23 protein-coding genes and 1 riboswitch are annotated in these 21,749 nt (G+C 72.2%); of the genes, 17 read left to right on the forward strand and 6 right to left on the reverse strand.

All coding sequences use genetic code 11. From position 1 onward, the window contains the following. A riboswitch (FMN riboswitch) is annotated at window positions 1-146 on the forward strand. A gap of 73 nt (window positions 147-219) precedes the next feature. The 7 genes from ribD (at window position 220) to FYC51_RS02135 (ending at window position 6,354) form a co-directional block, all read left to right on the forward strand. Continuing rightward, window positions 220-1,260: a bifunctional diaminohydroxyphosphoribosylaminopyrimidine deaminase/5-amino-6-(5-phosphoribosylamino)uracil reductase RibD gene (ribD, locus tag FYC51_RS02105; protein WP_238476168.1), complete on the forward strand. Its 1,041-nt coding sequence runs from the start codon at window positions 220-222 to the stop codon at window positions 1,258-1,260. A 1-nt stretch (window position 1,261) separates the two neighbouring features. Beyond that, complete coding sequence (locus tag FYC51_RS02110; protein ID WP_148732036.1) at window positions 1,262-1,927, forward strand: riboflavin synthase; 666 nt, start codon at window positions 1,262-1,264, stop codon at window positions 1,925-1,927. Further along, window positions 1,924-3,222: a GTP cyclohydrolase II gene (gene ribA / locus FYC51_RS02115; RefSeq protein ID WP_148732037.1), complete on the forward strand. Its 1,299-nt coding sequence runs from the start codon at window positions 1,924-1,926 to the stop codon at window positions 3,220-3,222. Before FYC51_RS02110 ends, ribA begins: the two co-directional genes overlap by 4 nt. Next, the gene (ribH, locus tag FYC51_RS02120) at window positions 3,219-3,689 is read left to right on the forward strand and encodes a 6,7-dimethyl-8-ribityllumazine synthase (RefSeq protein ID WP_148732038.1); all 471 of its coding nucleotides are present in this window, start codon (window positions 3,219-3,221) and stop codon (window positions 3,687-3,689) included. The genes ribA and ribH overlap by 4 nt, the downstream gene beginning before the upstream one ends. An 85-nt stretch (window positions 3,690-3,774) precedes the next feature. After that, window positions 3,775-4,131 carry a hypothetical protein gene (locus FYC51_RS02125; protein WP_148732039.1) on the forward strand — a complete coding sequence of 119 codons (357 nt, stop codon included), beginning with the start codon at window positions 3,775-3,777 and terminating at the stop codon, window positions 4,129-4,131. Window positions 4,132-4,312: 181 nt separating this feature from the next. After that, a complete protein-coding gene (locus FYC51_RS02130) occupies window positions 4,313-5,734 on the forward strand; it encodes an MFS transporter (RefSeq protein WP_148732040.1) in 1,422 nt (473 codons plus the stop codon). A 272-nt stretch (window positions 5,735-6,006) separates the two neighbouring features. Then, complete coding sequence (locus FYC51_RS02135) at window positions 6,007-6,354, forward strand: four-helix bundle copper-binding protein (RefSeq protein ID WP_187432450.1); 348 nt, start codon at window positions 6,007-6,009, stop codon at window positions 6,352-6,354. An 84-nt stretch (window positions 6,355-6,438) separates the two neighbouring features. Here FYC51_RS02135 and FYC51_RS02140 read toward each other — a convergent pair whose 3' ends face one another. Continuing rightward, complete coding sequence (locus FYC51_RS02140; protein WP_148732041.1) at window positions 6,439-6,792, reverse strand: hypothetical protein; 354 nt, start codon at window positions 6,790-6,792, stop codon at window positions 6,439-6,441. Window positions 6,793-6,910: 118 nt separating this feature from the next. Here FYC51_RS02140 and FYC51_RS02145 point away from each other — a divergent pair, with 118 nt between their 5' ends. Then, on the forward strand, window positions 6,911-7,225 hold the full coding sequence (locus FYC51_RS02145; protein ID WP_148732042.1) for an antibiotic biosynthesis monooxygenase: 315 nt from the start codon (window positions 6,911-6,913) through the stop codon (window positions 7,223-7,225). 11 nt (window positions 7,226-7,236) lie between these two features. Here the strand turns inward: FYC51_RS02145 and FYC51_RS02150 are convergent, their stop codons facing one another. From FYC51_RS02150 to FYC51_RS02160, 3 genes are read right to left on the reverse strand one after another with little or no spacing between them, the layout of a single operon-like run. After that, window positions 7,237-8,070, reverse strand: coding sequence for an ABC transporter permease (locus tag FYC51_RS02150; protein ID WP_148732043.1), 834 nt, complete (start codon window positions 8,068-8,070; stop codon window positions 7,237-7,239). Next, window positions 8,067-8,903: an ABC transporter permease gene (locus FYC51_RS02155; RefSeq protein WP_148732044.1), complete on the reverse strand. Its 837-nt coding sequence runs from the start codon at window positions 8,901-8,903 to the stop codon at window positions 8,067-8,069. Before FYC51_RS02155 ends, FYC51_RS02150 begins: the two co-directional genes overlap by 4 nt. Further along, the gene (locus FYC51_RS02160; RefSeq protein ID WP_148732045.1) at window positions 8,900-9,826 is read right to left on the reverse strand and encodes an ABC transporter ATP-binding protein; all 927 of its coding nucleotides are present in this window, start codon (window positions 9,824-9,826) and stop codon (window positions 8,900-8,902) included. The genes FYC51_RS02155 and FYC51_RS02160 overlap by 4 nt, the downstream gene beginning before the upstream one ends. A gap of 270 nt (window positions 9,827-10,096) precedes the next feature. Between FYC51_RS02160 and FYC51_RS02165 the strand changes: the two genes are divergently transcribed. The 9 genes from FYC51_RS02165 to FYC51_RS02205 all read left to right on the forward strand — a co-directional run bounded on the left by FYC51_RS02165 (window position 10,097) and on the right by FYC51_RS02205 (window position 21,026). Continuing rightward, the gene (locus tag FYC51_RS02165) at window positions 10,097-12,103 is read left to right on the forward strand and encodes a glycosyltransferase family protein (RefSeq protein WP_148732046.1); all 2,007 of its coding nucleotides are present in this window, start codon (window positions 10,097-10,099) and stop codon (window positions 12,101-12,103) included. After that, window positions 12,100-14,049: an HAD-IA family hydrolase gene (locus FYC51_RS02170; protein WP_148732047.1), complete on the forward strand. Its 1,950-nt coding sequence runs from the start codon at window positions 12,100-12,102 to the stop codon at window positions 14,047-14,049. The genes FYC51_RS02165 and FYC51_RS02170 overlap by 4 nt, the downstream gene beginning before the upstream one ends. 49 nt (window positions 14,050-14,098) lie before the next feature. After that, window positions 14,099-15,328: an OpgC domain-containing protein gene (opgC, locus tag FYC51_RS02175; RefSeq protein WP_274379489.1), complete on the forward strand. Its 1,230-nt coding sequence runs from the start codon at window positions 14,099-14,101 to the stop codon at window positions 15,326-15,328. 4 nt (window positions 15,329-15,332) lie between these two features. After that, complete coding sequence (locus FYC51_RS02180) at window positions 15,333-16,250, forward strand: pseudouridine-5'-phosphate glycosidase (protein ID WP_148732049.1); 918 nt, start codon at window positions 15,333-15,335, stop codon at window positions 16,248-16,250. Further along, a complete protein-coding gene (locus FYC51_RS02185) occupies window positions 16,234-17,121 on the forward strand; it encodes a carbohydrate kinase family protein (RefSeq protein ID WP_238476170.1) in 888 nt (295 codons plus the stop codon). Before FYC51_RS02180 ends, FYC51_RS02185 begins: the two co-directional genes overlap by 17 nt. Window positions 17,122-17,280: 159 nt before the next feature. Beyond that, on the forward strand, window positions 17,281-17,508 hold the full coding sequence (locus FYC51_RS02190; protein WP_148732050.1) for a hypothetical protein: 228 nt from the start codon (window positions 17,281-17,283) through the stop codon (window positions 17,506-17,508). Window positions 17,509-17,634: 126 nt separating this feature from the next. Beyond that, window positions 17,635-19,524 carry an ABC transporter ATP-binding protein gene (locus FYC51_RS02195; RefSeq protein ID WP_148732051.1) on the forward strand — a complete coding sequence of 630 codons (1,890 nt, stop codon included), beginning with the start codon at window positions 17,635-17,637 and terminating at the stop codon, window positions 19,522-19,524. A 159-nt stretch (window positions 19,525-19,683) separates the two neighbouring features. Further along, window positions 19,684-20,505: a hypothetical protein gene (locus FYC51_RS02200; RefSeq protein ID WP_148732052.1), complete on the forward strand. Its 822-nt coding sequence runs from the start codon at window positions 19,684-19,686 to the stop codon at window positions 20,503-20,505. A gap of 44 nt (window positions 20,506-20,549) precedes the next feature. Then, a complete protein-coding gene (locus FYC51_RS02205; protein ID WP_148732053.1) occupies window positions 20,550-21,026 on the forward strand; it encodes a 2'-5' RNA ligase family protein in 477 nt (158 codons plus the stop codon). 27 nt (window positions 21,027-21,053) lie between these two features. Here FYC51_RS02205 and FYC51_RS02210 read toward each other — a convergent pair whose 3' ends face one another. Together FYC51_RS02210 and FYC51_RS02215 are read right to left on the reverse strand one after the other, a co-directional pair. Further along, window positions 21,054-21,251: a hypothetical protein gene (locus FYC51_RS02210; protein ID WP_148732054.1), complete on the reverse strand. Its 198-nt coding sequence runs from the start codon at window positions 21,249-21,251 to the stop codon at window positions 21,054-21,056. A gap of 57 nt (window positions 21,252-21,308) precedes the next feature. Then, entirely contained in the window at window positions 21,309-21,689 is a 381-nt protein-coding gene (locus FYC51_RS02215; RefSeq protein ID WP_148732055.1) for a DUF1622 domain-containing protein, read from the reverse strand. Between the last annotated feature and the right edge of the window lie 60 nt (window positions 21,690-21,749).

The following is a 21,749-nucleotide window of genomic DNA, read 5'->3' on the forward strand; positions in this document are numbered from 1 at the left end:
AAACGTGCTCCGGGGTCGGTGCAAGTCCGAACCGGCGGTGACAGTCCGCGAGCCGCGAGCGCGGGGTCGAGAGGCCTCGAGCGAGTGGTTGAACCGGTGGAATTCCGGTACCGACGGTGAAAGTCCGGATGGGAGGCGGCACGTGTCGGCCACGCCATGCGTGGTCGACGGCAGATCCCATCGCCGAGCATCCCCGGAGCCCCACCAGACGGGACCGAGATGACCACGGGCGAGCACACCATGGCGGATGCCTCCGCGATGCGCCGCGCCCTCGAGCTCGCCATGCGCGGCCCGGCGACCGGCGTGAACCCGCGCGTCGGCTGCGTCATCCTCTCCCCGCACGGCGACGTGCTCGCCGAGGGATGGCACCGCGGCGCGGGCACCGCGCACGCCGAGGTCGACGCGCTCTCGAGGCTGGCCCCCGGCGCGGCCGAGGGCGCCACCGCCGTCGTCACGCTCGAGCCGTGCAATCACACCGGACGCACGGGCCCCTGCGCCGAGGCGCTCATCCAGGCCGGCGTGGCCCGCGTCGTGTACGCCGTCGCCGATCCGGGCGACCACTCGGCGGGCGGCGCCGACCGGCTGCGCGCCGCCGGCGTCGAGGTGACCGCCGGCGTGCTGGCCGACGAGGCCGAGGCCGTGCTCGACGACTGGCTGTTCGCCGCCCGGCACCGCCGCCCGCACGTGACCGTGAAGTGGGCGTCGACGCTCGACGGCCGCGCGGCGGCCGCCGACGGCACGAGCCAGTGGATCACCGGGCCCGCGGCCCGCGCCGACGTGCACCGCCGCCGCGCCGCGGCGGACGCCATCGCCGTCGGCACGGGCACCGTCTTCGCCGACGATCCGGCGCTCACCGCGCGCACGCCCGCCGGGGAGTTCTTCGACGCCCAGCCCGTGCCCGTGGTGTTCGGGCGCCGGCCGGTTCCCGCCGAGGCGGCCGTGTCGCGGCATCCGCACGCCCCCGTGTTCCTCGAGGGCGCCGACCTGGCCGCCGACCTGCACGAACTGCAGCGACGGGGCATCCGATCGCTCTTCGTCGAGGGCGGACCGACCCTCGCGAGCGCGTTCCTCGCGGCCGGCCTCGTCGACGAGGTGCTCGTCTACCTCGCACCCGCCCTGCTCGGCGGACCCCGACTCGCGCTCGGCGACCTCGGCGTGGCGACCATCGCCGACGCGGTGCGCCTCGAACTCGCCGCCGTCGAGCGGCTCGGCGACGACCTCCTGGTCATCGCCCACCCCAGACCGACCGAAGGGAACTGACATGTTCACCGGAATCATCGAGGAGCTCGGCACCGTCACGCGCGTCGAGCGCAGCGCCGACGCGGCACGCCTCACCGTGCGCGGACCCCTCGCCGTGCAGGGCGTGAAGCAGGGCGACTCGATCGCCGTCTCGGGCGTGTGCCTCACCGTCGTCGACTTCGACGACGCGTCGTTCACGGCCGACGTCATGGCGCAGACCCTGGCCATGTCGACGCTCGACGGCGTGCGCGAGGGCCTCGAGGTGAACCTGGAGCGGGCGGCGCAGGTGGGCGACCGGCTCGGCGGCCACATCGTGCAGGGCCACATCGACGGCACCGCCCGCGTGCTCGAGGTGCGCCCGGGCGAGGCGTGGCGCGTCATCCGGTTCTCGCTCGACGAGGCGCACGCGCCGCTCGTGGTCGACAAGGGCTCGATCGCCGTCGACGGCGTCTCGCTCACCGTGAGCGCGCTCGGCGACGAGCCGTCGGGCTCGTGGTTCGAGGTGTCGCTCATCCCCGAGACGCTCGCCGCCACCACGCTCGGCGCGCGGCAGGTGGGCGACCTCGTCAACATCGAGACCGACATCCTCGCGCGCCACGTCGAGCGGATGCTGCGCTTCGACGTGCACCGCTCGCTGCCGTCCTCGCTCGCCCAACCCGCCGCAGCGGGGGCGGGAGGTCTCGCATGAGCCTGGCCACGATCCCCGAGGTGCTCGAGGCGCTGCGCGCCGGCAAGCCCGTCATCGTCGCCGACGACGAGGCCCGTGAGAACGAGGGCGACGCGATCATGGCGGCCGAGTTCGCGACCCAGGAATGGATCGCGTGGATGGTGCGCCACACGAGCGGCTTCCTCTGCGCGCCCATGACGAACGCGATCGCCGACAGGCTCGACCTCCCGCTCATGACCGAGCGCAACCAGGACGTGCGCGGCACGGCCTACACGATCTCGGTCGACGCGGCCGACCGCACGTCGACGGGCATCAGCGCCGCCGACCGCGCCCACACGCTGCGCGTGCTCGCCGACCCGGCGTCGACGCCCGACCGCCTCATCCGTCCCGGCCACATCCTGCCGCTGCGCGCCGTCGACGGCGGCGTGCGCGAGCGTGCGGGGCACACCGAGGCGGCCGTCGACCTCATGCTGCTCGCGGGCCTCTCCCCCGTCGGCGTCATCGGCGAGGTCGTCGCCGACGACGGCGAGATGATGCGGCTCCCCGGGCTCATCGAGCTCGGCGCCCGCGACGGCCTGCCCGTCACGACCGTCGAGGCGCTCGTCGAGTGGATGGACGAGTGGCACACGGGCCAGGCCCTCACCGGCGCGCCCGCCGAGGTGCCCGAGACGTCGCGCGTCGAGTTCGAGGTGGAGACCTCGCTGCCGACCGACCACGGGGTGTTCACCGTGCGCGCCTACCGCGACCGCTCGACCGGGGCCGACCACGTGGCGATCATCGCGGGCGACCCCGCGAACGACCCCGCCGGCGCCGTCGTGCGCGTGCACTCCGAGTGCCTGACGGGCGAGGCCTTCGGGTCGCTGAAGTGCGAGTGCGGGCCGCAGCTCGACACCGCGCTCAGCGAGGTCCAGGAGCGCGGCGGCGTCGTGATCTACCTGCGCGGGCACGAGGGCCGCGGCATCGGGCTCATCAACAAGCTGCGCGCCTACCGCCTGCAGGAGGACGGCCTCGACACGCTCGACGCGAACCTCGCGCTCGGACTCCCCATCGACGCGCGCGACTACGGCGCCGCCACGGCGATCCTCGCCGACCTCGGCGTCGACACCGTGCGCCTGCTCACGAACAACCCCGAGAAGGTGCGCCAGCTCGAGGCCCACGGCATCCGCGTGGCCGAGCGCCTCCCCCTCGTCGTCGGCGTCGGCGCCGGCAACACCGGTTACCTCGACACCAAGCGTCGCCGCATGGGCCACGCGATCGACGACCAGCAGCTGACGGATGCCGCGGCTGAAGCCCTCCTGGAAGGACACGCATCATGAGCGGTCACGGCTCGCCCACCCTCGACGTCGACGGCACCGGCCTCCGGGTCGTGGTCGTCGCCGGCAGCTGGCACGACGAGATCACCGACGGCCTGATCGCCGGCGCGACCCGCACCCTCGAGGCATCCGGCGCAGCGTACGAGCTGGTGCGCGTGCCCGGCAGCTTCGAGCTGCCCGTGGTGGCCAAGGCCGCGCTCGAGGCGGGCGCCGACGCGGTCGTGGCGCTCGGCGTCATCATCCGCGGCGGCACGCCGCACTTCGAGTACGTCTCGTCTGCCGCGACCGACGGGCTGACGCGCGTCGCGATCGACACGGGCAAGCCGGTCGGGTTCGGCGTGCTGACGCTCGACGACGAGCAGCAGGGCCTCGACCGCGCCGGGCTCCCCGGCTCGAAGGAGGACAAGGGCCGCGAGGCGGCCGAGGCGGCCATCGCGACCGCGCGCGTGCTGCGCGCCGTCTGGGCCTGACCCCGGCTCCGACCTTCGATGGATTCCGGCCCGAGCGGGCCGTTTCGAGTCGTGCCGACCGATGCGCGAGTCCTAGGCTCTGAGCATGGACGTCCTGCGCATCATCCTGCTCATCCTCCACTTCGTCGGCCTCGCCATGCTGTTCGGCGGATTCCTGGTGCAACAGAAGGCGATCGCGCAGGGCAAGGGCACCGTGCTCCCGATCATGTGGCGCGGCGCGCTCACGCAGATCGTGACCGGCCTGCTGCTCGTCGCCACCATCCAGCTCGGCGACCTGTTCGAGGTGGACAACGTGAAGATCGCGGTGAAGCTCGTGATCGCGATCGTCATCACGGTGCTCGTCTTCGTCTACCGCAAGAAGGACCCGGCGCCGAGCTGGTCGCTGTGGACGGTCGGCGTGCTGACGTTCGCCAACATCGTCATCGCCGTCGCCTGGCGCTGACCCGCCGTTCACCGCACCGACCACGCCGCTCGTCGCATCCGGTTCGATCTCCGGATGCGCCGGGCGTAGTGTCGAACGGTTGCCACAAGCGACGATTCCCAGCCCCTCGCGGCCCGCATACGCCTGACCGACGTGCCCGTCGCGGAGTCGATCCACCACGTTCCACGGAGTCTCGCAGGCGATGTCCTCACCCAGCCCGTCGGCCGCCACGGCCGCAGCCACCACCCCAGCCAACCCCCGCAGTCGCGTCATCCTCGCCAGCCTCATCGGCACGACGATCGAGTTCTACGACTTCTACGTCTACGCGACGGCGGCAGTGCTCGTCTTCCCCCACCTCTTCTTCCCGGCCGGCGATCCCACGACCGCCCTGCTCTCGTCGTTCGCGATCTTCGGCGCGGCCATGGTCGCCCGGCCGCTCGGCGCGATCGTCTTCGGCCACCTCGGCGACAAGCACGGCCGCAAGGCGACGCTCGTCGGCGCGCTGCTCACGATGGGCATCGCGACGTTCCTGATCGGCGTGCTGCCGACCTACGCGGTCGTCGGCTGGTTCGCTCCGCTCCTGCTCGTGATCCTGCGCATCGCGCAGGGCTTCGCGCTCGGCGGCGAGTGGTCGGGCGCCGCACTCGTCGCGACCGAGAACGCACCCGAGGGCAAGCGGGCGTGGTACGGCACGTTCCCGCAGCTCGGTGCGCCGATCGGCTTCATCATCGCGAACGGGCTGTTCCTCGTCATCGCCGCGATGCTGCCGTCCGAGGACCCGTCGATGCCGTCGCAGGCCTTCCTCGACTGGGGCTGGCGCATCCCGTTCCTGTTCTCCATCGTCATGGTGGCCGTCGGCCTGTGGGTGCGGCTCCGCCTCGTGGAGTCCACGGCGTTCGCGAAGGCGTCGAAGACCGGCCGCCTCAAGCGGCTCCCGCTCGCGAGCGTGTTCCGCAGCTACTGGAAGCAGCTCATCCTCGGCACGTTCTTCATGCTGGCGACGTACGTGCTCTTCTACCTGATGACGACGTTCTCGCTGGCGTACGGCCGTGCGCCGGTCGAGCCGGCCGAGGGCGCGCTGCCGGGCCTCGGCTACTCGTACAACACGTTCGTGCTCATGCTCATCGGCGGCGTGGTGTTCTTCGGCATCTTCACGCTGGTCTCGGGCCCGTGGGCCGACCGCTGGGGCCGTCGTCGCACGCTCATCTGGGTCACGCTCGGCATCATCGTGTTCGGCCTCGTCTGGGTGCCGCTGCTCGGCGCCGGCTTCTGGGGCGTCATGCTCTGGCTCGTCGTGGGCTTCTCGCTCATGGGCCTCACGTTCGGCCCCATGGGCGCGCTGCTGCCCGAGCTGTTCCCGACGAACGTGCGCTACACGGGCTCGGGCATCTCGTACAACGTGTCGTCGATCCTCGGGGCCGCGGTGGCGCCGTTCATCGCGGTCGCGCTCTGGCAGGCGGGCGGCGGCAGCCCGTTCTGGGTGGGCGTCTACCTCTCGGTCATGGCCGTGCTCACGCTCATCGCACTGCTCGTCTCGAAGGAGACGAAGGACGTCGACTTCGAGGCGGCGGGCGACGCCGAGAGCCGCCTCGCCGAGGCGCAGGCGGAGGCCGCGTCCCTGTAGCGACACGGTGGACGACGGGCGGATGCCGCAGCGCTCGAGGCTGCGGCATCCGCCCTGTTTCGTGCTCGTGAACCCTGCGACCGGCCCCTTCTCGGCGCCCGGAGCCCGGCGTAGCATGTGACCGAACAGGGCCGCCGTGGACGTCCAGCCGGCACCGCCGGCGCTCGGCGACCCGGAACTGCGAGCCCCGGATGATGAACACGACGATGGACATGATGAAGGGCGCCATGTCGTCGTCGGACATGCCCATGAAGGACATGGACCCGATGATGATGCAGGAGGCGCTCGAAGCACTCTCCGCGTGTACCCAGGCGTGCATCATGTGCGCCGACGCGGATGCGGGCGAGGGCATGGGCCGGTGCGCCGGACTCTGCGCGAACTGCGCGGACGTCTGCGACACCATGATGCGCATGATGCTCCGCATGAACGGCATGGACATGAAGGTCATGATGTCGATGATGCAGACGACGATCGTGATGTGCCGCGCCTGCTCCGCGGAGTGCATGATGCACGCCGAGATGAGCGAGCACTGCCGCATGTGCGCGATGGCCTGCGACCAGGCCGTCATGGCGATGGAGAAGATGATGGGCGCCATGAGCGAGGCGATGCCGATGGCGTGAGGCCCGACGCAGTTCCGGGGCGCGTCAGGTTCGCGACGCGCCCTGCGTCATGCCGGCGACCGGCGCATCATGCGAGCGGCGGGCTCAGGCGAACGCGACGCTGTGGCGCTCGTCGCCCCGCGCGAGCACGCCGTAGACGCCGTGCAGCGCGACGGGCTCGCCGAGGACCAGCGTGCCGCCGAACGCGTCGTGGTGCCACACGCGGCGCACCTCCTCGCCGCCGAAGTCGGCGAGCGTCGCGAAGCCCTCGTCGTCGACGTCGACCACGATCGCGTCGATCCACTTGCTCGCCGTGGTCGTCGCGAGTCGGTCCTGCATGACGTGCAGGCCGTGCCCGGGCCGGTGGCTCCGGCACTCCGCCGCCGACTCGCAGCCGCGCATGCCCATGACCTCGCCCGTGCGGGGCTCGGTGGCGGCGTGCGGCTCGCGGTGCGACATGAGTGCTCCTCGGTTGTTCGTTCCGGCCACGATACGCGCGGCTTCGGCGGCTGTCGCGGCCGGCCGTCACACGCGGAAACACTGCCGCTCGCGGCGCCGCGCGGGCTAGCGTTGGCCCATGTTCATCCACCTGTCGATCCACCACCCGAACCCGGGCTTCGAGCAGGAGGTGCTCGACTCGATGAACCGCGTGCGCCTCGCCGCGCTGGGTACGCCGGGGCTCATCCAGATCGGCCCGTGGCGCGAGGACGGCGGCGGCCGGATCGTCGGGCTCGCCATGTGGGAGTCGCGTGCGCACTGGGAGGCCGCACTGCCGTCGCTGTTCGCCGTGGCCGCCGCCGACGACCCCGACGGCGTCTGGCACGCGACGCCGCCCGAGCGGATCCTGCTCGACGACGCCTGGGCGTTGCCGCCCGACGACCTCGTGGACTGAGGCTCCCCGCCTCAGTCGAGGAAGAGGGCGCGCAGCCGGCGGGTCGTGAACACGAGCCCGATCGCGATCATGACGAGGTAGTAGAGCACGTGCCAGAGCATGCCCCACCCGACGTCGCCCGTGGTGAGGCCGCGCACCAGCTCGACCCCGTGCCAGAGCGGCAGCGCCTGGATGACCGTCTGCAGCCACTCGGGGTAGACGGTGATCGGGTAGAACGTCGCCGAGAAGAGGAACATCGGCAGCATGACGAAGTTGATCCAGTCCATCTGCTGGAACGTCTTCATGTAGCTCGTGATGGCCATGCCGAGGCTGGCGAAGCCGAACGCGATGAGCAGCACGGCCGGCACCGCGAGCAGCGCCCACCACGAGAGGTTGAGCCCGAGCACCTGCATCACGAGCTGGAAGCCCACGGCGTACAGGGCGCCGCGCAGCAGGGCGAGGAGGATCTCGCCGAGCGCCACGTCGAGCGGGCCGAGCGACGTGGAGAGCATCCCCTCGTAGAGCTTCGCGAACTGCATCTTGAAGAACACGTTCCACGTCGAGTCGTAGATCGCGCCGTTCATGGCGGCGGTGGCGAGCAGCGCGGGCGCGATGAACGCGGCGTACGGCACCTGCTGCCCGCTCTCGGTCGTGACGGTGCCGACGAGCGTGCCGAGCCCGATGCCCATGGCGAGCAGGTAGAAGATCGGCTCGAAGAATCCGCTCACGATGACGAGCCAGTTCGTGCTTCGGGTCGCCCGCCAGCCGCGCAGCATCACCGCTCGCGCGTTGCCGGCGTAGAGCGAGCGCACCGGGCGGGAGCGTGCGCCGGGCCGCACCGGGTCGCGCTGCGTGAGGTCGGTCATCGGTTCAGCCTCCGCAGGGCGATGCGACGCGACCACGCCCAGCCGATCACGATGAGCGCGGCGAGGTAGGCGACGTGCACGACGGTGAGCCAGATGGGCTCGGAGTACCCGTAGGAGAAGACCCGCGCGAGCTCGGTGCTGTGCCAGAGCGGCGAGATCCAGCCGATCCACTGCAGCCAGATCGGGAACGTCGACAGCGGGAAGAACGTGCCCGAGAACAGCGTCATCGGCAGCACGATGAAGCGCATGACCATGGCGAGCTGCCCGGTGTCCTCCTCGAGCGTGGAGGTGTAGCCCATGAGCACGGCGCCGAACGCGAGTCCGCCGAGCAGGCCTGCGACGATCGAGAGGAACGCGATGGGCGACGGCGCGGCGCCGAACACGAGGATCAGCGCGAAGAACAGCACGAGGTTCACCGTCATGCGCACGGCGACCGAGATGACGACGCCGTCGACGATCTGGGTCGGCCGCAGCGGCGACGCGCTCATGCCCGTGAACGTCGGATTCCACTTGTACCCGAGCATGATCGGATACGTGAACTCCTCGCTGGCGACCGTGATGGCGGCGCTCGCGAGCAGCGCGGGCGCGACGAACACGAGGTAGCTCACGCCGTCGAGGTCGGTGTCGACGATCGTCGCGAGGCCGACGCCGAGCGCGTAGAGGTAGATGAGCGGGTTGCCGATGCCCGCGACCACGACCGTGCCCGTGTAGCTCCGCATCACGCGGAAGCGGTGCAGCGCGACGTACCAGGCGCCCCAGCGGCGCGGCCGGCGGCCCGCGGCGATCGCCCGCGCGGTGTCGCCGCGGACGTCGGTGGAGACGTCGCCGCTCATTCGATGAGGCTCCGTCCGGTGAGGCGCAGGAAGACGTCCTCGAGGCTGGAGCGGCGCACGAGGCTCGTGAGGGGGTGCAGGCCCGCCTCGGTGATGCGCACGAGCTCGGACTCGCCGTCGTCGCTGTACACGAGGATGCGGTCGGGCAGCACCTCCATGCGATCGCCGATGCCCTCGAGCCGCGGGGCCACCTCGCTGTTGCGGTCGCTGCCGAACCGCACCTCGAGCACCTCGCGCGAGGAGTAGCGGCGGATGAGCTCGGCGGGCGTGCCCTCGGCCATGATCGCGCCCTTGTCGACGACCACGAGCCGGTCGCAGAGCTGCTCGGCCTCGTCCATGTAGTGGGTGGTGAGCAGGAGCGTGGTGCCCTGCTCCTTGAGGCGGAAGAGGCGGTCCCACAGGATGTGCCTCGCCTGCGGGTCGAGGCCCGTCGTGGGCTCGTCGAGCAGCAGCACGCGCGGGTCGTTGATGAGGGCGCGCGCGATGGTCAGCCGCCGCTTCATGCCGCCCGAGAGCGAGTCGACCTTCGCCTTGCCCTTGTCGGCGAGCTGGGCGAACGCGAGCAACTCGTCGGCACGCGTGGCGACGAGCCGCGACGGCAGGCCGAAGTAGCGGCCGTAGACGAGCAGGTTCTCCCGCACGCGCAGCTCGGTGTCGAGGTTGTCGGACTGCGGCACGACGCCGAGCTGCGACCGGATCTCGGGACCGTGCACGTCGGGGTCGAGGCCGACGACCTCGAGCTCGCCCGAGGTGCGCGTCGAGACCGCGCCGACCATGCGCATCGTCGTGGACTTGCCGGCGCCGTTCGGGCCGAGCAGGCCGAACGACTCGCCGGGCGCGACCTCGAACGAGATGCCGTCGACGGCGGCGAAGTCCCCGTAGCGCTTCACGAGGTTCCGGGCGACGATGACAGGTGCTGGCACAGTGCACCACTGTAGCCCCGGGCACCGAAAGCGGGCGCGCACCCGGCGCCACTGCTCGATGCCCCCCGAACTGGGGTATCCATGCGTGTGAATGTAACCCGACCGTCATCCGAATCGGAAGATGCTTTCCACTTCGGCGCTTAGTCTGGAAGGACCCCCCTACGCACCACCTGCGGCGAGCCGCAGACCCGAACCCCCGCCCGGAGCCTGCGCGTGCCCCGCATCCTCATCACCGCCAATCACCTGCGCCGAATCAGAGGCTCCGAACTCGTGACCCTCGAGCTGGCCGAGGAGTTCCTGCTCCGCGGCTGGCACGTCGACGTCTACACCAACCTGTTCCTCTCGCCCATGGCCGAGCGCTTCGCCGCGCTCGGCGGACTGGGCGGCGGGACGTTGCGCGTCGCCGACGACCCGTACGACGACTTCGGCCTCGACTACGACCTCATCTGGGTGCAGCACTCGCTGCTGCCGCCGTCGATCATCCGCCGGCTCGCCGAGCGCGAGACGCGCACGCCGATCGTGTGGCACCACATGTCGGCGCTCGCCGAGATCGAGTTGCCGCTCGTGGCCGACATCGAGAACGACCTGAGCGACCTCGAGACGTACGTGTCCGAGAGCACGCGGGAGCTCCAGCGTCCGTACGGGCTGACCGAGCCGAGCCTCATCATCGCCAATCCGGTGCCTCGTCGGTTCACCGAGCCGTCGGCCCGAGCGGATGCCCCGCCCGCCCCCGACCTCGCCCGCCCCGCCCGTATCGCCGTCGTGTCGAACCATCCGCCGCAGGAGGTGCTGGACGCCGCCGCCGTGCTGCGCGGTCTCGACGTGGAGGTCGACGTCATCGGCGAGGCCACCGAGGTCCGCGAGATCACGCCCGAGCTGCTCGCCGCCTACGACGGCGTGGTCACGATCGGCAAGACCGTCCAGTACGCGCTGTCCCTCGGCGTCCCGGTCTACGTGTACGACCACTTCGGCGGCGAGGGCTGGCTCGCTCCCGACAACGACGCCGCGCAGGCCGCGACGAACTACAGCGGACGCGCGACGGGGCGCCGGATCGACGGCGACGCGATCGCGGCCGAGATCGTCGACGGCTTCGCTGCGGCCGGCGAGTTCGCCCGCGAGCGGCGCGCGCAGCACGCCGAGCGGTTCTCGCTGCGGCGGAGCATCGACGGCCTCCTGTCGCACCCGGCCATCGTGGATCCGGCTCCGAAGCGGCTGACCGAGGCGCAGTCGTTGCGCTGGCTGGCGCTGTCCGAGCAGCTGCGGGGCATGTACCGCACCCTCGAGCACCTCACTGACGAGCTCGCCCGGACGTCCGCGGAGCCCGCTGCGATCGATCCGGCGATCGAGACGGCCGCCGAGCAGACGCCCGCGCCGGCCGGCCTCGTGCACGTGTTCGTGGCCACGGCCGACGATCCCCTCGCCACCGCTCGCGCTTCGGCGAGCGTGGCGCAGCAGCGCCTCGCGCCCGACCGCGTCACCACGCCGGAGCACACCGGCCTGCAGTCCAGTGCGGTGACCGAGGTGGACGTGCGGAGCTCGGTCGCGCGGTTCAACGAGCTCGTGGTCGAGGTGGCGACGGAGTTCGTCGCCATCCAGGACGGCACGGCCTCGTGGCATCCCGACTTCCTGGCCGCCGCCGTCGACCACCTCGACGCGCACCCCGAGGAGGCGGCCGTCGTCGCCCCGGCGGCCCGCACGGTCGAACGGGTGGTGAACGGGCACCGGGTCGAGATCGAGCACCACCCCCTGCCTCGCTCCACGCCCGGCCGCCACGACGTCATCGACGTCTCCGACCAGCTCGTCGCCAACCGCACGCCGTTCGGGGCCATGGTCTTCCGCCGGTCCGCCGCCGTGGCCGCCGGCCTCCTCGACGGCGACCTGCGCTTCGCGATGGACTGGGACTTCGGGCTCCGCCTGCTGCACGTCGGACCGATCGGCATCCTCGACGGCAGCACCGCGCTCGTCACGTTCCACCTCGACGACGACGAGGCGGTCGCGGGCTCCGACGCACGAGCGCGCAACGAGCTCGCCGCCAAGGCCATGCGCCTCGACGGCGGCCGCCGCCTGATGTACTCGGCCGTGCTCACCTCGCAGGCCGCCGCCGCCAACGTCGACCGCTCGGCCATCAGCGAGCGGATCGACGACCTCGCCAGCACGCTCCGGGCGCGGGCCGCTGAGCCGACCGAGGGCATCGAGCTGCGGGTCCGGCGCTACCTCCGGCGACTCCCGGCGCGACTGGCTCGACGCCTTCCGATGCGAGCGGGGGTCCGGCGATGATGCACGCCGAGCTGCGTCGCGAGGCGATCGCGGATGCCGAGATCGTCTGCTTCGACGTCTTCGACACGCTCCTCGACCGCACGTTCCTGCGTCCGACCGACGTCTTCACGCTCACCCGCCATCGCGTGAACGCCGACGGCCGCTACTGGCTCGACGCGGGGTGGACCGACGCCAGGATCGCAGCCGAGGCCGCGTGCTACACGGCGCCCGGCATCGGTCCCGACATCACGCTCGACGACATCTACGACCGGCTCGCGCGCACGCTGCGCATGACCGACGCGATGCGGACCGCCGTGCAGGCCGCCGAGGTCGCCACCGAGCTCACGGTGCTCTCGGCGACGCGTCGCGGACGCCGGCTGTACGACCTCGCCGTCGAGTCCGGAGCCCGGATCTTCATCGTCAGCGACATGTACCTGCCGCCGTCGGCGATCGCCGCCGCCCTCGAACGGGCGGGCTACTCGGGGTGGGAGCGCCTCATCGTGAGCGGCCACGACAAGGTCGCCAAGCACGACGGCACCGCGTTCCGGATGCTGCGAGCCGAGTTCCCCGACGCCCGCATCGTGCACATCGGCGACAACGCCCTCAGCGACGTCGAGATGCCGCGCCGTGCCGGCCTCGAGGCGGTGCACCTCCCAGCCGGAGCGGCCTCGGTCGCGCCCGACTCGGCACTCCCCTGCGACGCGCTGGCGCGGATCGGCGCCAACGACCGGCACACGCACCTCGAGTTCGGCTGGAGCCTCATCGGCGGGCTCACGGCGCGCGCCGTCGACCGCACGGCGCACGATCCCGCGTCGGACATCGGCTACGCGGTGCTCGGCCCGCTGCTCGTCGGCTTCTCGCAGTGGCTCCACGCGAGCGCACGCGACCGCGGCGTCGAGCGCCTGGCCTTCCTCGCACGCGAGGGACGCCTGCTGCAGCGCGCGTACCAGGAGCTGTTCGGCGACGAGGCGATCCCGAGCGACTACGTGTACGCGTCGCGCCGCATGATCAACCTCGCGGGGATCCACTCGCCGATGACCCCGAGCGAGCTCGACTTCCTCGTCGCGACCGGCGCGCCGCTGCGCGTCTCGGAGTACGTGACCCGCTTCCTGCGCGACCTGAGCCCCGAGCACATCGAGGCCGCCGCGCGGTCGGTCGGGCTGCGCTCGTCGTCGGTCGTCGGGCCCGAAGAGGGCGCGCGCATCCGGCAGGTGTTCCGGAACCTGCAGCCCGACATCCTCGAGGTGGCCGCGCGCGAGCGGGAGCCGGTCATCGCCTACCTGCGGTCGGTCGACCTGCACCTGCCCACCACCGCCGTCGTCGACGTCGGCTGGCAGGGCAGCATCCAGTCGTCGCTGCGGCGCCTGGTCAATCCCGACCTCGAGGGCTTCTACTTCGGCATCCACCCGACCGAGAAGACGCTGGGCGCGCCGTGGCAGCACGGCTTCGTCGACGGCCGCATCCCTGCCGCGGCCGAGTGGCACCGCGAGTGCATCCTCCCGGGCATCGAGGTCATCGAGCTGCTCTTCGGCAACCACGACGACGCGTCCGTCGCGACGGTCGTCCGCGACGGCGACGGGTTCGCACCCGTCTTCACCGACGAGCGGATGCGCGAGGAGGACGCCGAGGTGATCCGGGTGGCGCAGTCCGCCGCCCTCCGCTTCGTGCGCGACTTCTCGGAGGCCGCGGCGACCATGCCGCCGGGCGTGACGCAGCTCTCCCTCGACGTCGCCCTCGCCTTCCTCGGCGAGCTCGTGCTGCACCCGACCGCCCAGCAGGCGCGCCTGCTCGGCGGCCTGATGCACGACAACTCGCTGGGTGTGACCTCCTCGCCGCTGGCCATGCCGCGCCGTGGGCGCCGGTACTACCGCTGGCACGGGATGGCGCTGGAGCGCGAGCTCGCCCGGGCGTGGTGGAAGGCGGGCTTCCTGAAGAACGTGGAGGCCGGCCATTCCTCCCGCCGCTGACGCCGCAGCGCGCGTCGCGGCGTCGACGGCGGGCACGTCGCGCCCGCGCATCCCCGCGTTCGATCACCTCCGCGGCTACTTCCTCGCGCTCATCGTGGTCACGCACCTGTACCTGATGCCGAACCTCGTCGAGGTGGTGACGGGCCGCGGCGCACTCCCCGCGTCGGCGGCCGAGGGGTTCTGCGCGATCTCCGGCATCATCACGGGCTACGTGTTCCTGCCGCGGGTGCATCGGATGGGCGTGCGTCCCGTGGCGGTCAAGCTGCTGCGCCGCGCGGGCCTCGTCTACCTCGGCGCCGTGGCGCTCGTGCTGATCCGGCTGATGTTCGCGGCCCGGAACGGCGAGCCCGTCGGGATCGGCACCTTCGTCGACGCCCTCCTCCTGTGCCAGGCCGGCAGCGTCGCGCCGGACTTCCTCGCGATGTACGCCGTCCTGGTCTTCCTCTCCCCACTCGTGCTCTGGGCCGCCCGGTATCGGCGCGAGTGGATCCCCATCACGATCACGGCGGGCACGTGGATCGCCGCCCAGTTCCTGCCCGAACTCGACGACGCCTGGCTCATGCGGCTGAGCTGGTCGTTCGTCTTCGTCGTCGGCATCGCCATCGGATGCCGCTGGCCCGAGCTCAGCGCCCTCACCCACCGCGTTCCCCGCCGAACCCGCCGTGTCGTCGGCATCGCGCTCGTCGTCGTCTTCCTGGTCACGGCGCTCGCAGCGGAGTTCCTCATCTTCTGGAACCACCACCTGCTCGTGGCGGCGACCGACGCGCCGCCGAGCGCGGTGATCGAGGCACTTCGCACCATCGAGGGGCGGTTCCTCGCCGAGTGGGCGTGGTTCGGGCCACTGCAGGAGAAGGCCTCGCTCGGCCCTGCCCGGCTCGTGATCGGGACGCTGTGGTTCGCGGCGCTGTTCCTGATCTTCCGGGCGGTGGGGCCGACCCTCGACCGCGCGCTCGGCGGCCTGCTCAGCACGTTCGGCCGCAACTCGCTGGCGACCTACGTCACGCACCGGCTCGTGATCGAGCTCGTGATCGCGCCGACCGTCTGGGTGTGGATCGCACAACGCGACAACCTCCTCCTCAGCACGGCCGCGGTCGTCGCCACCGAGGTCGTGGTGCTCGTGTGCGTGCGCGCATGGATCGCCGTCCGCGGCGCAGTGCGCCGTCGCAGGGCGTCGACGGGCAGGGAGTCGATCAGCACGGCGTCGCCGGGCACGACCGCGACCGACACGACGGCCGCCGGAGGCGACGAGGAGCTGCGCCCCACGCCCGTCGTAGCATGACCTCATGCAGACTCCCCCGCCCGCGATCCGGGTGTCCGATGAGGTGCGCACGGCGGTCGACGAGGGCCGCCCCGTGCTCGCCCTCGAGTCCACCATCCTCACCCACGGGCTGCCGCGTCCGCGCAACCTCGAGGTCGGCCTCGCGTCCGAGCGGCTCGTGCGCGACGCGGGCGTCGTGCCGGCCACCATCGGCGTCGTCGACGGCGTGCCCGTCGTCGGCCTCTCCGCGGCAGGGATCGAACGGCTCTGCACGGCCGACGGCGTCGTGAAGGTGAGCGTGCGCGACCTGCCCATCGCCCGCGCGAAGGGGCTCGACGGCGGCACCACGGTCGCCGCGACGGCGTGGCTCGCGCACCGCGCCGGCATCCGCGTCATGTCGACGGGCGGGCTCGGCGGCGTGCATCGCGGCGCGAGCGAGACGTTCGACGAGTCGGCCGACCTCGGCACGCTCGCGTCCACGCCCATCACGCTCGTGAGCGCCGGCGTGAAGTCGATCCTCGACATCGGCGCGACACTCGAGCGCCTCGAGACGCTCAACGTGCCCGTCGTCGGCTACCGCACCGACCGCTATCCCGGCTTCTACGTCGCCGACTCGGGCTTCGCGCTCGACTACCGCATCGAGAGCCCGGCGGATGCCGCGGCGCTGGCGCGTGCGCGCGACGAGCTCGGCCTCGCGTCGGCCGTGCTCGTGGCCAATCCGGTCGACCCGGCGAAGCAGCTCGACCCCGAGTTCCACGACCGCGTGCTGGCCGAGGCGCTCGACGCGGCATCCGACGCCGGCATCTCGGGCCACGACACGACGCCGTTCCTGCTCGACCACGTGCAGCGCGCGACCGGCGGCCGCAGCCTCGAGGTCAACCTCGAGGTGTATCGCGGCAACGTCGAGCTCGGGGCGGAGATCGCGCGTGCCGTCGCCGGCTGAGCCGGTCGGCATCCTCGCCGTCGTCGGCGACCTCGTCGAGGACGTCGTGGTCTGGGCCGACGAGCCGCTGCGCATCGCGACCGACACGGCGGCGCGCGTGTTCCGCGCCCGCGGCGGCAGCGCCGCGAACGTCACCGCCCTGGCCGCACCGCTCGTGCCGACCCGCTTCATCGGCCGGGTCGGGGCGGATGCCGCGGGCGACGCGCTCGCGAACGACCTCGCCGCCGCCGGGGTCGACGTGCGCGTCCAGCGCGAGGGCCGCACGGGCACGGTCGTGCTCCTCATCGACGCGGACGGCGAGCGCACGATGTTCCCCGACCGCGGCGCCTCGGCCCTGCTCGTCGACGTCGACGAGACCTGGCTCGACGGCGTCGCGTGGCTGCACCTGCCCGCCTACGGGCTCGAGCGCGAGCCGATGCGGCACGAGCTCGTGCGCCTCGCCGCCGTCGCGCGGGAGCGCGGCATCCGCGTGTCGGCGGACGCCAGCTCGACCGGGCTCATCGCCGGGCTCGGCACCGACGTCGCGCTCGACCTGTTCCGCGCGATCGCGCCCGACCTGGTGTTCGCGAACGCGGACGAGGCGGCGCTGCTCGGCCTCGCGGGCGGCGGCGCGATCGCGGCATCCGTCGCCGACACCGTCGTCGTGAAGCACGGGCCACTGCCCACCGACGTCATCGTGGGCGGCGAGCCCGCCGAGCGCGTGAACGTGGCGCCCGTCGCCGACATCCGCGACCTCACGGGCGCGGGCGACGCGTTCGCGGCGGGCTACCTCGCCGCGGTGCTGTGCGGGGCGGATGCCGCGACGGCCTGCCTCGCCGGGCATGCGAGCGCGGCATCCGTGCTCGCGAACCCCGGCGCGCACACCTCATGACCGCAGACTCCTGAATCCAAGGACGTGTGACCGGCTCGCCGAGCACGGCGTCCTTGTTTTCAGGAGCCTCCGAGGGGTCATGCGTCAGGTGCGCGAAACGAACCGCCAAGCGTCAACCTGGATTGACACGCCGGCACTGCGTCAACTACGGTTGACGCCATGGACGACCGCACCCTCCGCACCGCCATCGCCGCGGCCGACGGCGACGACCCCTACCGGGCGCTGCGCGAGCTGCACCACGCGCGCATCGAGCTGAACCGCGAGCTCGATCGCGCCGAGGCCGTGGCCGTTCGCCGCGCCCGCGCAGCCGGGTCGAGTTGGCAACTCATCGCGCTGGCGCTCGACGTGTCGAAGCAGGCGGTCCACAAGAAGTACGGGCGCGGCTGAGCCCGGCGCACGGCCGGGCTCCGCACCCAGCCGGGACACGTATGCTGCATGCGGCGACGACGCGACCACCGGGCGGGTGCGGCATCCGCCCACCGCGCGGACCACGACGCGGATCAGGAAGAGGACATGAGCGACACCGACACCCGCACCGAGACCCGGCGCAGCCCGTTCGCGCGGCGATCGCCGCAGGAGGGGCCGCGCGCCACCTTCACGCAGCTGCTGCCGTTCATCTTCGAGCACCGGCCCGTGCTCATCTGGGTCGCCGTGCTCTCGATCGTCGGCGCCCTCACGAGCCTCGCGCAGCCGCTGCTCGTGGGCCGCGTCATCAACGTCGTCGAGGCGGGCGAGCCGCTCGGCTGGCTCGTGTGGGGCCTCGTCGCGCTCGTCGTCGTGAGCGCGATCATCTCGGGCTACCAGCACTACCTGCTGCAGCGCACGGGCGAGGGCGTGGTGCTGTCGAGCCGCAAGCGACTCGTCGCGAAGCTCCTGCGCCTGCCCGTCTCCGAGTTCGACACGCGTCGCACGGGCGACCTCGTCTCGCGCGTCGGCAGCGACACCACGATGCTGCGCGCCGTGCTCACGCAGGGCCTCGTCGAAGCGGTCGGCGGCGCCGTCACGTTCGTGGGCGCGCTCATCGCCATGCTCATCCTCGACCCCGTGCTGCTCGGCCTCACGGTGCTCGTCATCGCGATCGCGATCACCACGGTGACGCTGCTCTCCCGGCGTGTGCGCGAGGCGTCGCACCGGGCGCAGGAGAAGGTCGGCGACGTCGCGGCGGCGGTCGAGCGGGCCATCAGCTCGGTGCGCACCATCCGCGCGGCGGGGGCCACCGACCGCGAGATCGGCGCCGTCGACGAGGAGGCCGAGGGCGCATGGCGCATGGGCGTGCAGGTGGCGAAGATCTCGGCGCTCATCGTGCCGATCGCGGGCATCGCGATGCAGGTCTCGTTCCTCGTCGTGCTCGGCGTCGGCGGCTACCGCGTCGCGAGCGGCGCCATCACCGTCGCGAACCTCGTGTCGTTCATCCTCTTCCTGTTCATGATGATCCTGCCGCTCGGCCAGGCCTTCGGCGCCATCACGTCGGTGAACCAGGCGCTCGGCGCGCTCGGTCGCATCCAGGAGATCCTCGACCTGCCCGACGAGGACGCCTACGACCGCGAGCTCGCGCCCCGCTCGGTCATGGTCGGCGCCGCGAACGACGGCCTGCGACCGGATGCCGCGGCGATCGAGTTCGACGACGTGCACTTCGCCTACGCCGCGACGAGGCAGGACCCCGCCGACCCCGGCAACGACTCCCCCGACGAGCACCTCCCCGAGCCCGACGTGACGGATCGGCAGCACGTGCTGCGCGGCGTGAGCTTCCGGGTGCCGCGCGGGCAGCGCATCGCCCTCGTGGGCCCGTCGGGCGCGGGCAAGTCGACGATCCTCGCGCTCATCGAGCGGTTCTACGACCCGAGCATCGGCGAGGTGCGCATGGGCGGGCTCGACCTCCGCGCCCTCGATCGCGCCGAGCTCCGCAGCCAGATCGGCTACGTCGAGCAGGACGCGCCAGTGCTCGCCGGCACCCTGCGCGACAACCTCAAGCTCGGGAGCCCCGACGCGACCGACGAGGAGTGCGAGCACGTGCTGCGTGCCGTGAACCTCGGCGGCGTCCTCGACCGCGACCCCGCCGGTCTCGACGCGGCCGTGGGCGAGGACGGCATCATGCTCTCGGGAGGCGAGCGCCAGCGCCTCGCCATCGCCCGCGCGCTGCTCTCCGCGCCGCCCATCCTGCTGCTCGACGAGTCGACCTCGTCGCTCGACGGCCTCAACGAGCGGCTCATGCGCGAGGCCATCGACGAGGTCGCGGCCGGACGAACGCTCGTCGTCATCGCGCACCGCCTCTCGACCGTGATCGACTCCGACCGCATCGTCGTGCTCGAGGAGGGCCGCGTGATCGGCGAGGGGACGCACGCGGAGCTCGTGGCATCCGTGCCGCTGTACCGCGACCTCGCGGCGCATCAGCTGCTGGTCTGAGTTCGTTCGTGCGGCGTCCCTGCCCGGCGCACCAGCCTCAGGGTTCACCCCGGGGCGGTTTGGGGGCTAGCCGGGATGGCCCGGCGCGACGCCCTCCGTAGCGTGGGAATCCGCATCCGGTTCCGGATGCCCCGAGCCCATGCCCCACGGAGGACCATCATGACCATCGCGACCGTCACCGGCGCCCGCGACCTCTCCCGCTTCGAGGAGCTGCCCGTCGAGCTCATCGACGACCTGCCCAACGCCACCGACGCCTCGTCGTCGCGCACCGGCTTCGGCGACTCGTTCGACCGCGTCCAGGCCGGCATCCAGGGCTGGCTGCGCCACTGGGAGCCGCAGCGACTGCCGGCGTTCACGCCCGTGCGCGACGAGATGCCCGAGTCCGACCGCGGACGCAGCTCGCTGCACGCCGCCGCGACGCAGGCCGACGGCGCCGTGCGCATCACGGCGAGCGTCTACGACCCGCCCAGCCGCGAGGGCGCGCCCCTCGGCTGGTCGCGCAACTGGGCGAGCGTCGCCGTGCTGCCGCCGGCCCGCGAGTCCGGCCGCCTCTACTACCGCTTCAGCGTGTCGAGCCGGCTCGTGCTCGACGGCCAGGCCGCCCTCAGCCTCGCGTCGACGAGCGTCAACTTCGGCATCGTCGCGGATGCCGCGAAGGCGAGCCCGTTCCAGGCCCCGGGCTTCGGCACGCCGATCGCCCGCCCGCTCGTCGGGGTCCAGGCCCGCGAGGACCAGGACGCGTCGGCCTCGCAGGTGTTCGAGGGATCGATCGCGGTGCGACAGGGCGACACCCCCGCGATGGCGTTCGTGATCGGCACCGACCTGCTGTTCCAGGACGGCTGGGTGCGCGTGCACGAGGGTTCGAGCACCTGGATCGGTCCCGCCGGTCCCGGTGCGACCGGGACCATCGAGTTCCGCTACGCGCCCGCCGCGATGCTGCGCCTGCTCGGACGACTCGACGAGCCGCACCGCGTGGCGTGACGCCTGCACCGTTCGACGCAGCGCGCCCCGGCTAGACTCGCCGGATGGCGCGCTTCGTCGTCGTGCTGCCGCTCGTCCCGCTCGCCGCGGGCGACGAGTTCACGGTGGCGCAGTGGCCGCTGCACGTGACGCTGGTGGAGCCGTTCCCGACGTCGCTCGGCGCCGAGGAGGTCGCCGCCGTGCTCGGGGAGGTCGCCGGCATCGGACACGTCGCTCGGACGATCCACGCGGGCGCCGGCGACGACGCAATGTTCGGGCGTCGTCGCGACGTGCCGGTCACGCTCGTCGTCGACGGCGGCGAGCTCGCCGCGCTGCGGACCCGCACGCTCGCGGCGCTGCAGCGTGCGGGCGTCGACGTGCAGCCGCGCCTGGACTTCCGGCCGCACGTGACCCGCAAGCAGCACGGGCGCATCCGGCCGGGCGACCGGGTCGAGCTCGCCACGGTGGCGCTCATCGACATGCGGCCGCCGCAGGGCGGCCACCATCGCCGCGTCGTCGCGGCGTGGCCGCTCGGCGTGTGAAGACCGCGACATCCGGTCGGCTCGGTGCTAGCCGCCGCCTCCGGCGCCCCACTTCCTGATCTCGGGATCGTCACGCCCACGCTCGGCCGCACGCGTGCCGGGGTCGTCGAACGCATCGGGGCCCTCGGTGCCGGCGGACCGGTCGCGCCGGATCCGGCGTGCGAGCACCACGCCGAAGACGATGAGCCCACCCGCCAGGATCAGGACGGTCCACCACCATTCCATGGCCGAAAGCTACTCCCCGCGACACGGCTCGGCAACGCGAGCCGGGACGGGCGGCGGTCAGATGCCCTCGGCCTCCGCCCTCGCCGATTCGTCGAGGTCCTGGCGGCGCTTCTGCCACGGCCAGCGGCCCGAGATCTCGAGTTCGAGCGACCAGCTGAGGAACGTCCGGATGAGGACGATGATGGCGAGCACCGCGACCGACTCGAGGGTCGGCGTGACGGCCACGGTCTTGATGATGTCGGCGGCCACCAGCAGCTCGAGGCCGAGCAGGATCGCCCGCCCGAGCACGCGACGGAACCGGGTGTAGACGGGACCGACGCGACGCAGGCCGCGCAGCGCCGCGTCGATGAGGGCGTACGCCACGCCGACGACGATCGCGATCACGCCGATGACGTCGACGACCTCGCCGGCCCTGGAGATGACCTCGCCGAACTCCATCGCGCTCCCCTCTGCGGCACACGCTAGCCGCGTGGAGCCGGTGGGGACGTGCGATTCCGC

The organism is Agromyces mariniharenae, assembly GCF_008122505.1.
GTDB classification, from domain to species: Bacteria; Actinomycetota; Actinomycetes; order Actinomycetales; family Microbacteriaceae; genus Agromyces; species Agromyces mariniharenae.

Excerpts from the sequence above, each read along its gene's own strand:
- ribD (WP_238476168.1), top strand. The coding sequence starts at position 220 with ATGACCACGGGCGAGCACACCATGGCGGATGCCTCCGCGATGCGCCGC.
- FYC51_RS02110 (WP_148732036.1), top strand. The coding sequence starts at position 1,262 with ATGTTCACCGGAATCATCGAGGAGCTCGGCACCGTCACGCGCGTCGAG.
- ribA (WP_148732037.1), top strand. The coding sequence starts at position 1,924 with ATGAGCCTGGCCACGATCCCCGAGGTGCTCGAGGCGCTGCGCGCCGGC.
- ribH (WP_148732038.1), top strand. The coding sequence starts at position 3,219 with ATGAGCGGTCACGGCTCGCCCACCCTCGACGTCGACGGCACCGGCCTC.
- FYC51_RS02125 (WP_148732039.1), top strand. The coding sequence starts at position 3,775 with ATGGACGTCCTGCGCATCATCCTGCTCATCCTCCACTTCGTCGGCCTC.
- FYC51_RS02130 (WP_148732040.1), top strand. The coding sequence starts at position 4,313 with ATGTCCTCACCCAGCCCGTCGGCCGCCACGGCCGCAGCCACCACCCCA.
- FYC51_RS02135 (WP_187432450.1), top strand. The coding sequence starts at position 6,007 with ATGCAGGAGGCGCTCGAAGCACTCTCCGCGTGTACCCAGGCGTGCATC.
- FYC51_RS02140 (WP_148732041.1), bottom strand. The coding sequence starts at position 6,792 with ATGTCGCACCGCGAGCCGCACGCCGCCACCGAGCCCCGCACGGGCGAG.
- FYC51_RS02145 (WP_148732042.1), top strand. The coding sequence starts at position 6,911 with ATGTTCATCCACCTGTCGATCCACCACCCGAACCCGGGCTTCGAGCAG.
- FYC51_RS02150 (WP_148732043.1), bottom strand. The coding sequence starts at position 8,070 with ATGACCGACCTCACGCAGCGCGACCCGGTGCGGCCCGGCGCACGCTCC.
- FYC51_RS02155 (WP_148732044.1), bottom strand. The coding sequence starts at position 8,903 with ATGAGCGGCGACGTCTCCACCGACGTCCGCGGCGACACCGCGCGGGCG.
- FYC51_RS02170 (WP_148732047.1), top strand. The coding sequence starts at position 12,100 with ATGATGCACGCCGAGCTGCGTCGCGAGGCGATCGCGGATGCCGAGATC.
- FYC51_RS02180 (WP_148732049.1), top strand. The coding sequence starts at position 15,333 with ATGCAGACTCCCCCGCCCGCGATCCGGGTGTCCGATGAGGTGCGCACG.
- FYC51_RS02190 (WP_148732050.1), top strand. The coding sequence starts at position 17,281 with ATGGACGACCGCACCCTCCGCACCGCCATCGCCGCGGCCGACGGCGAC.
- FYC51_RS02195 (WP_148732051.1), top strand. The coding sequence starts at position 17,635 with ATGAGCGACACCGACACCCGCACCGAGACCCGGCGCAGCCCGTTCGCG.
- FYC51_RS02200 (WP_148732052.1), top strand. The coding sequence starts at position 19,684 with ATGACCATCGCGACCGTCACCGGCGCCCGCGACCTCTCCCGCTTCGAG.
- FYC51_RS02205 (WP_148732053.1), top strand. The coding sequence starts at position 20,550 with ATGGCGCGCTTCGTCGTCGTGCTGCCGCTCGTCCCGCTCGCCGCGGGC.
- FYC51_RS02210 (WP_148732054.1), bottom strand. The coding sequence starts at position 21,251 with ATGGAATGGTGGTGGACCGTCCTGATCCTGGCGGGTGGGCTCATCGTC.
- FYC51_RS02215 (WP_148732055.1), bottom strand. The coding sequence starts at position 21,689 with ATGGAGTTCGGCGAGGTCATCTCCAGGGCCGGCGAGGTCGTCGACGTC.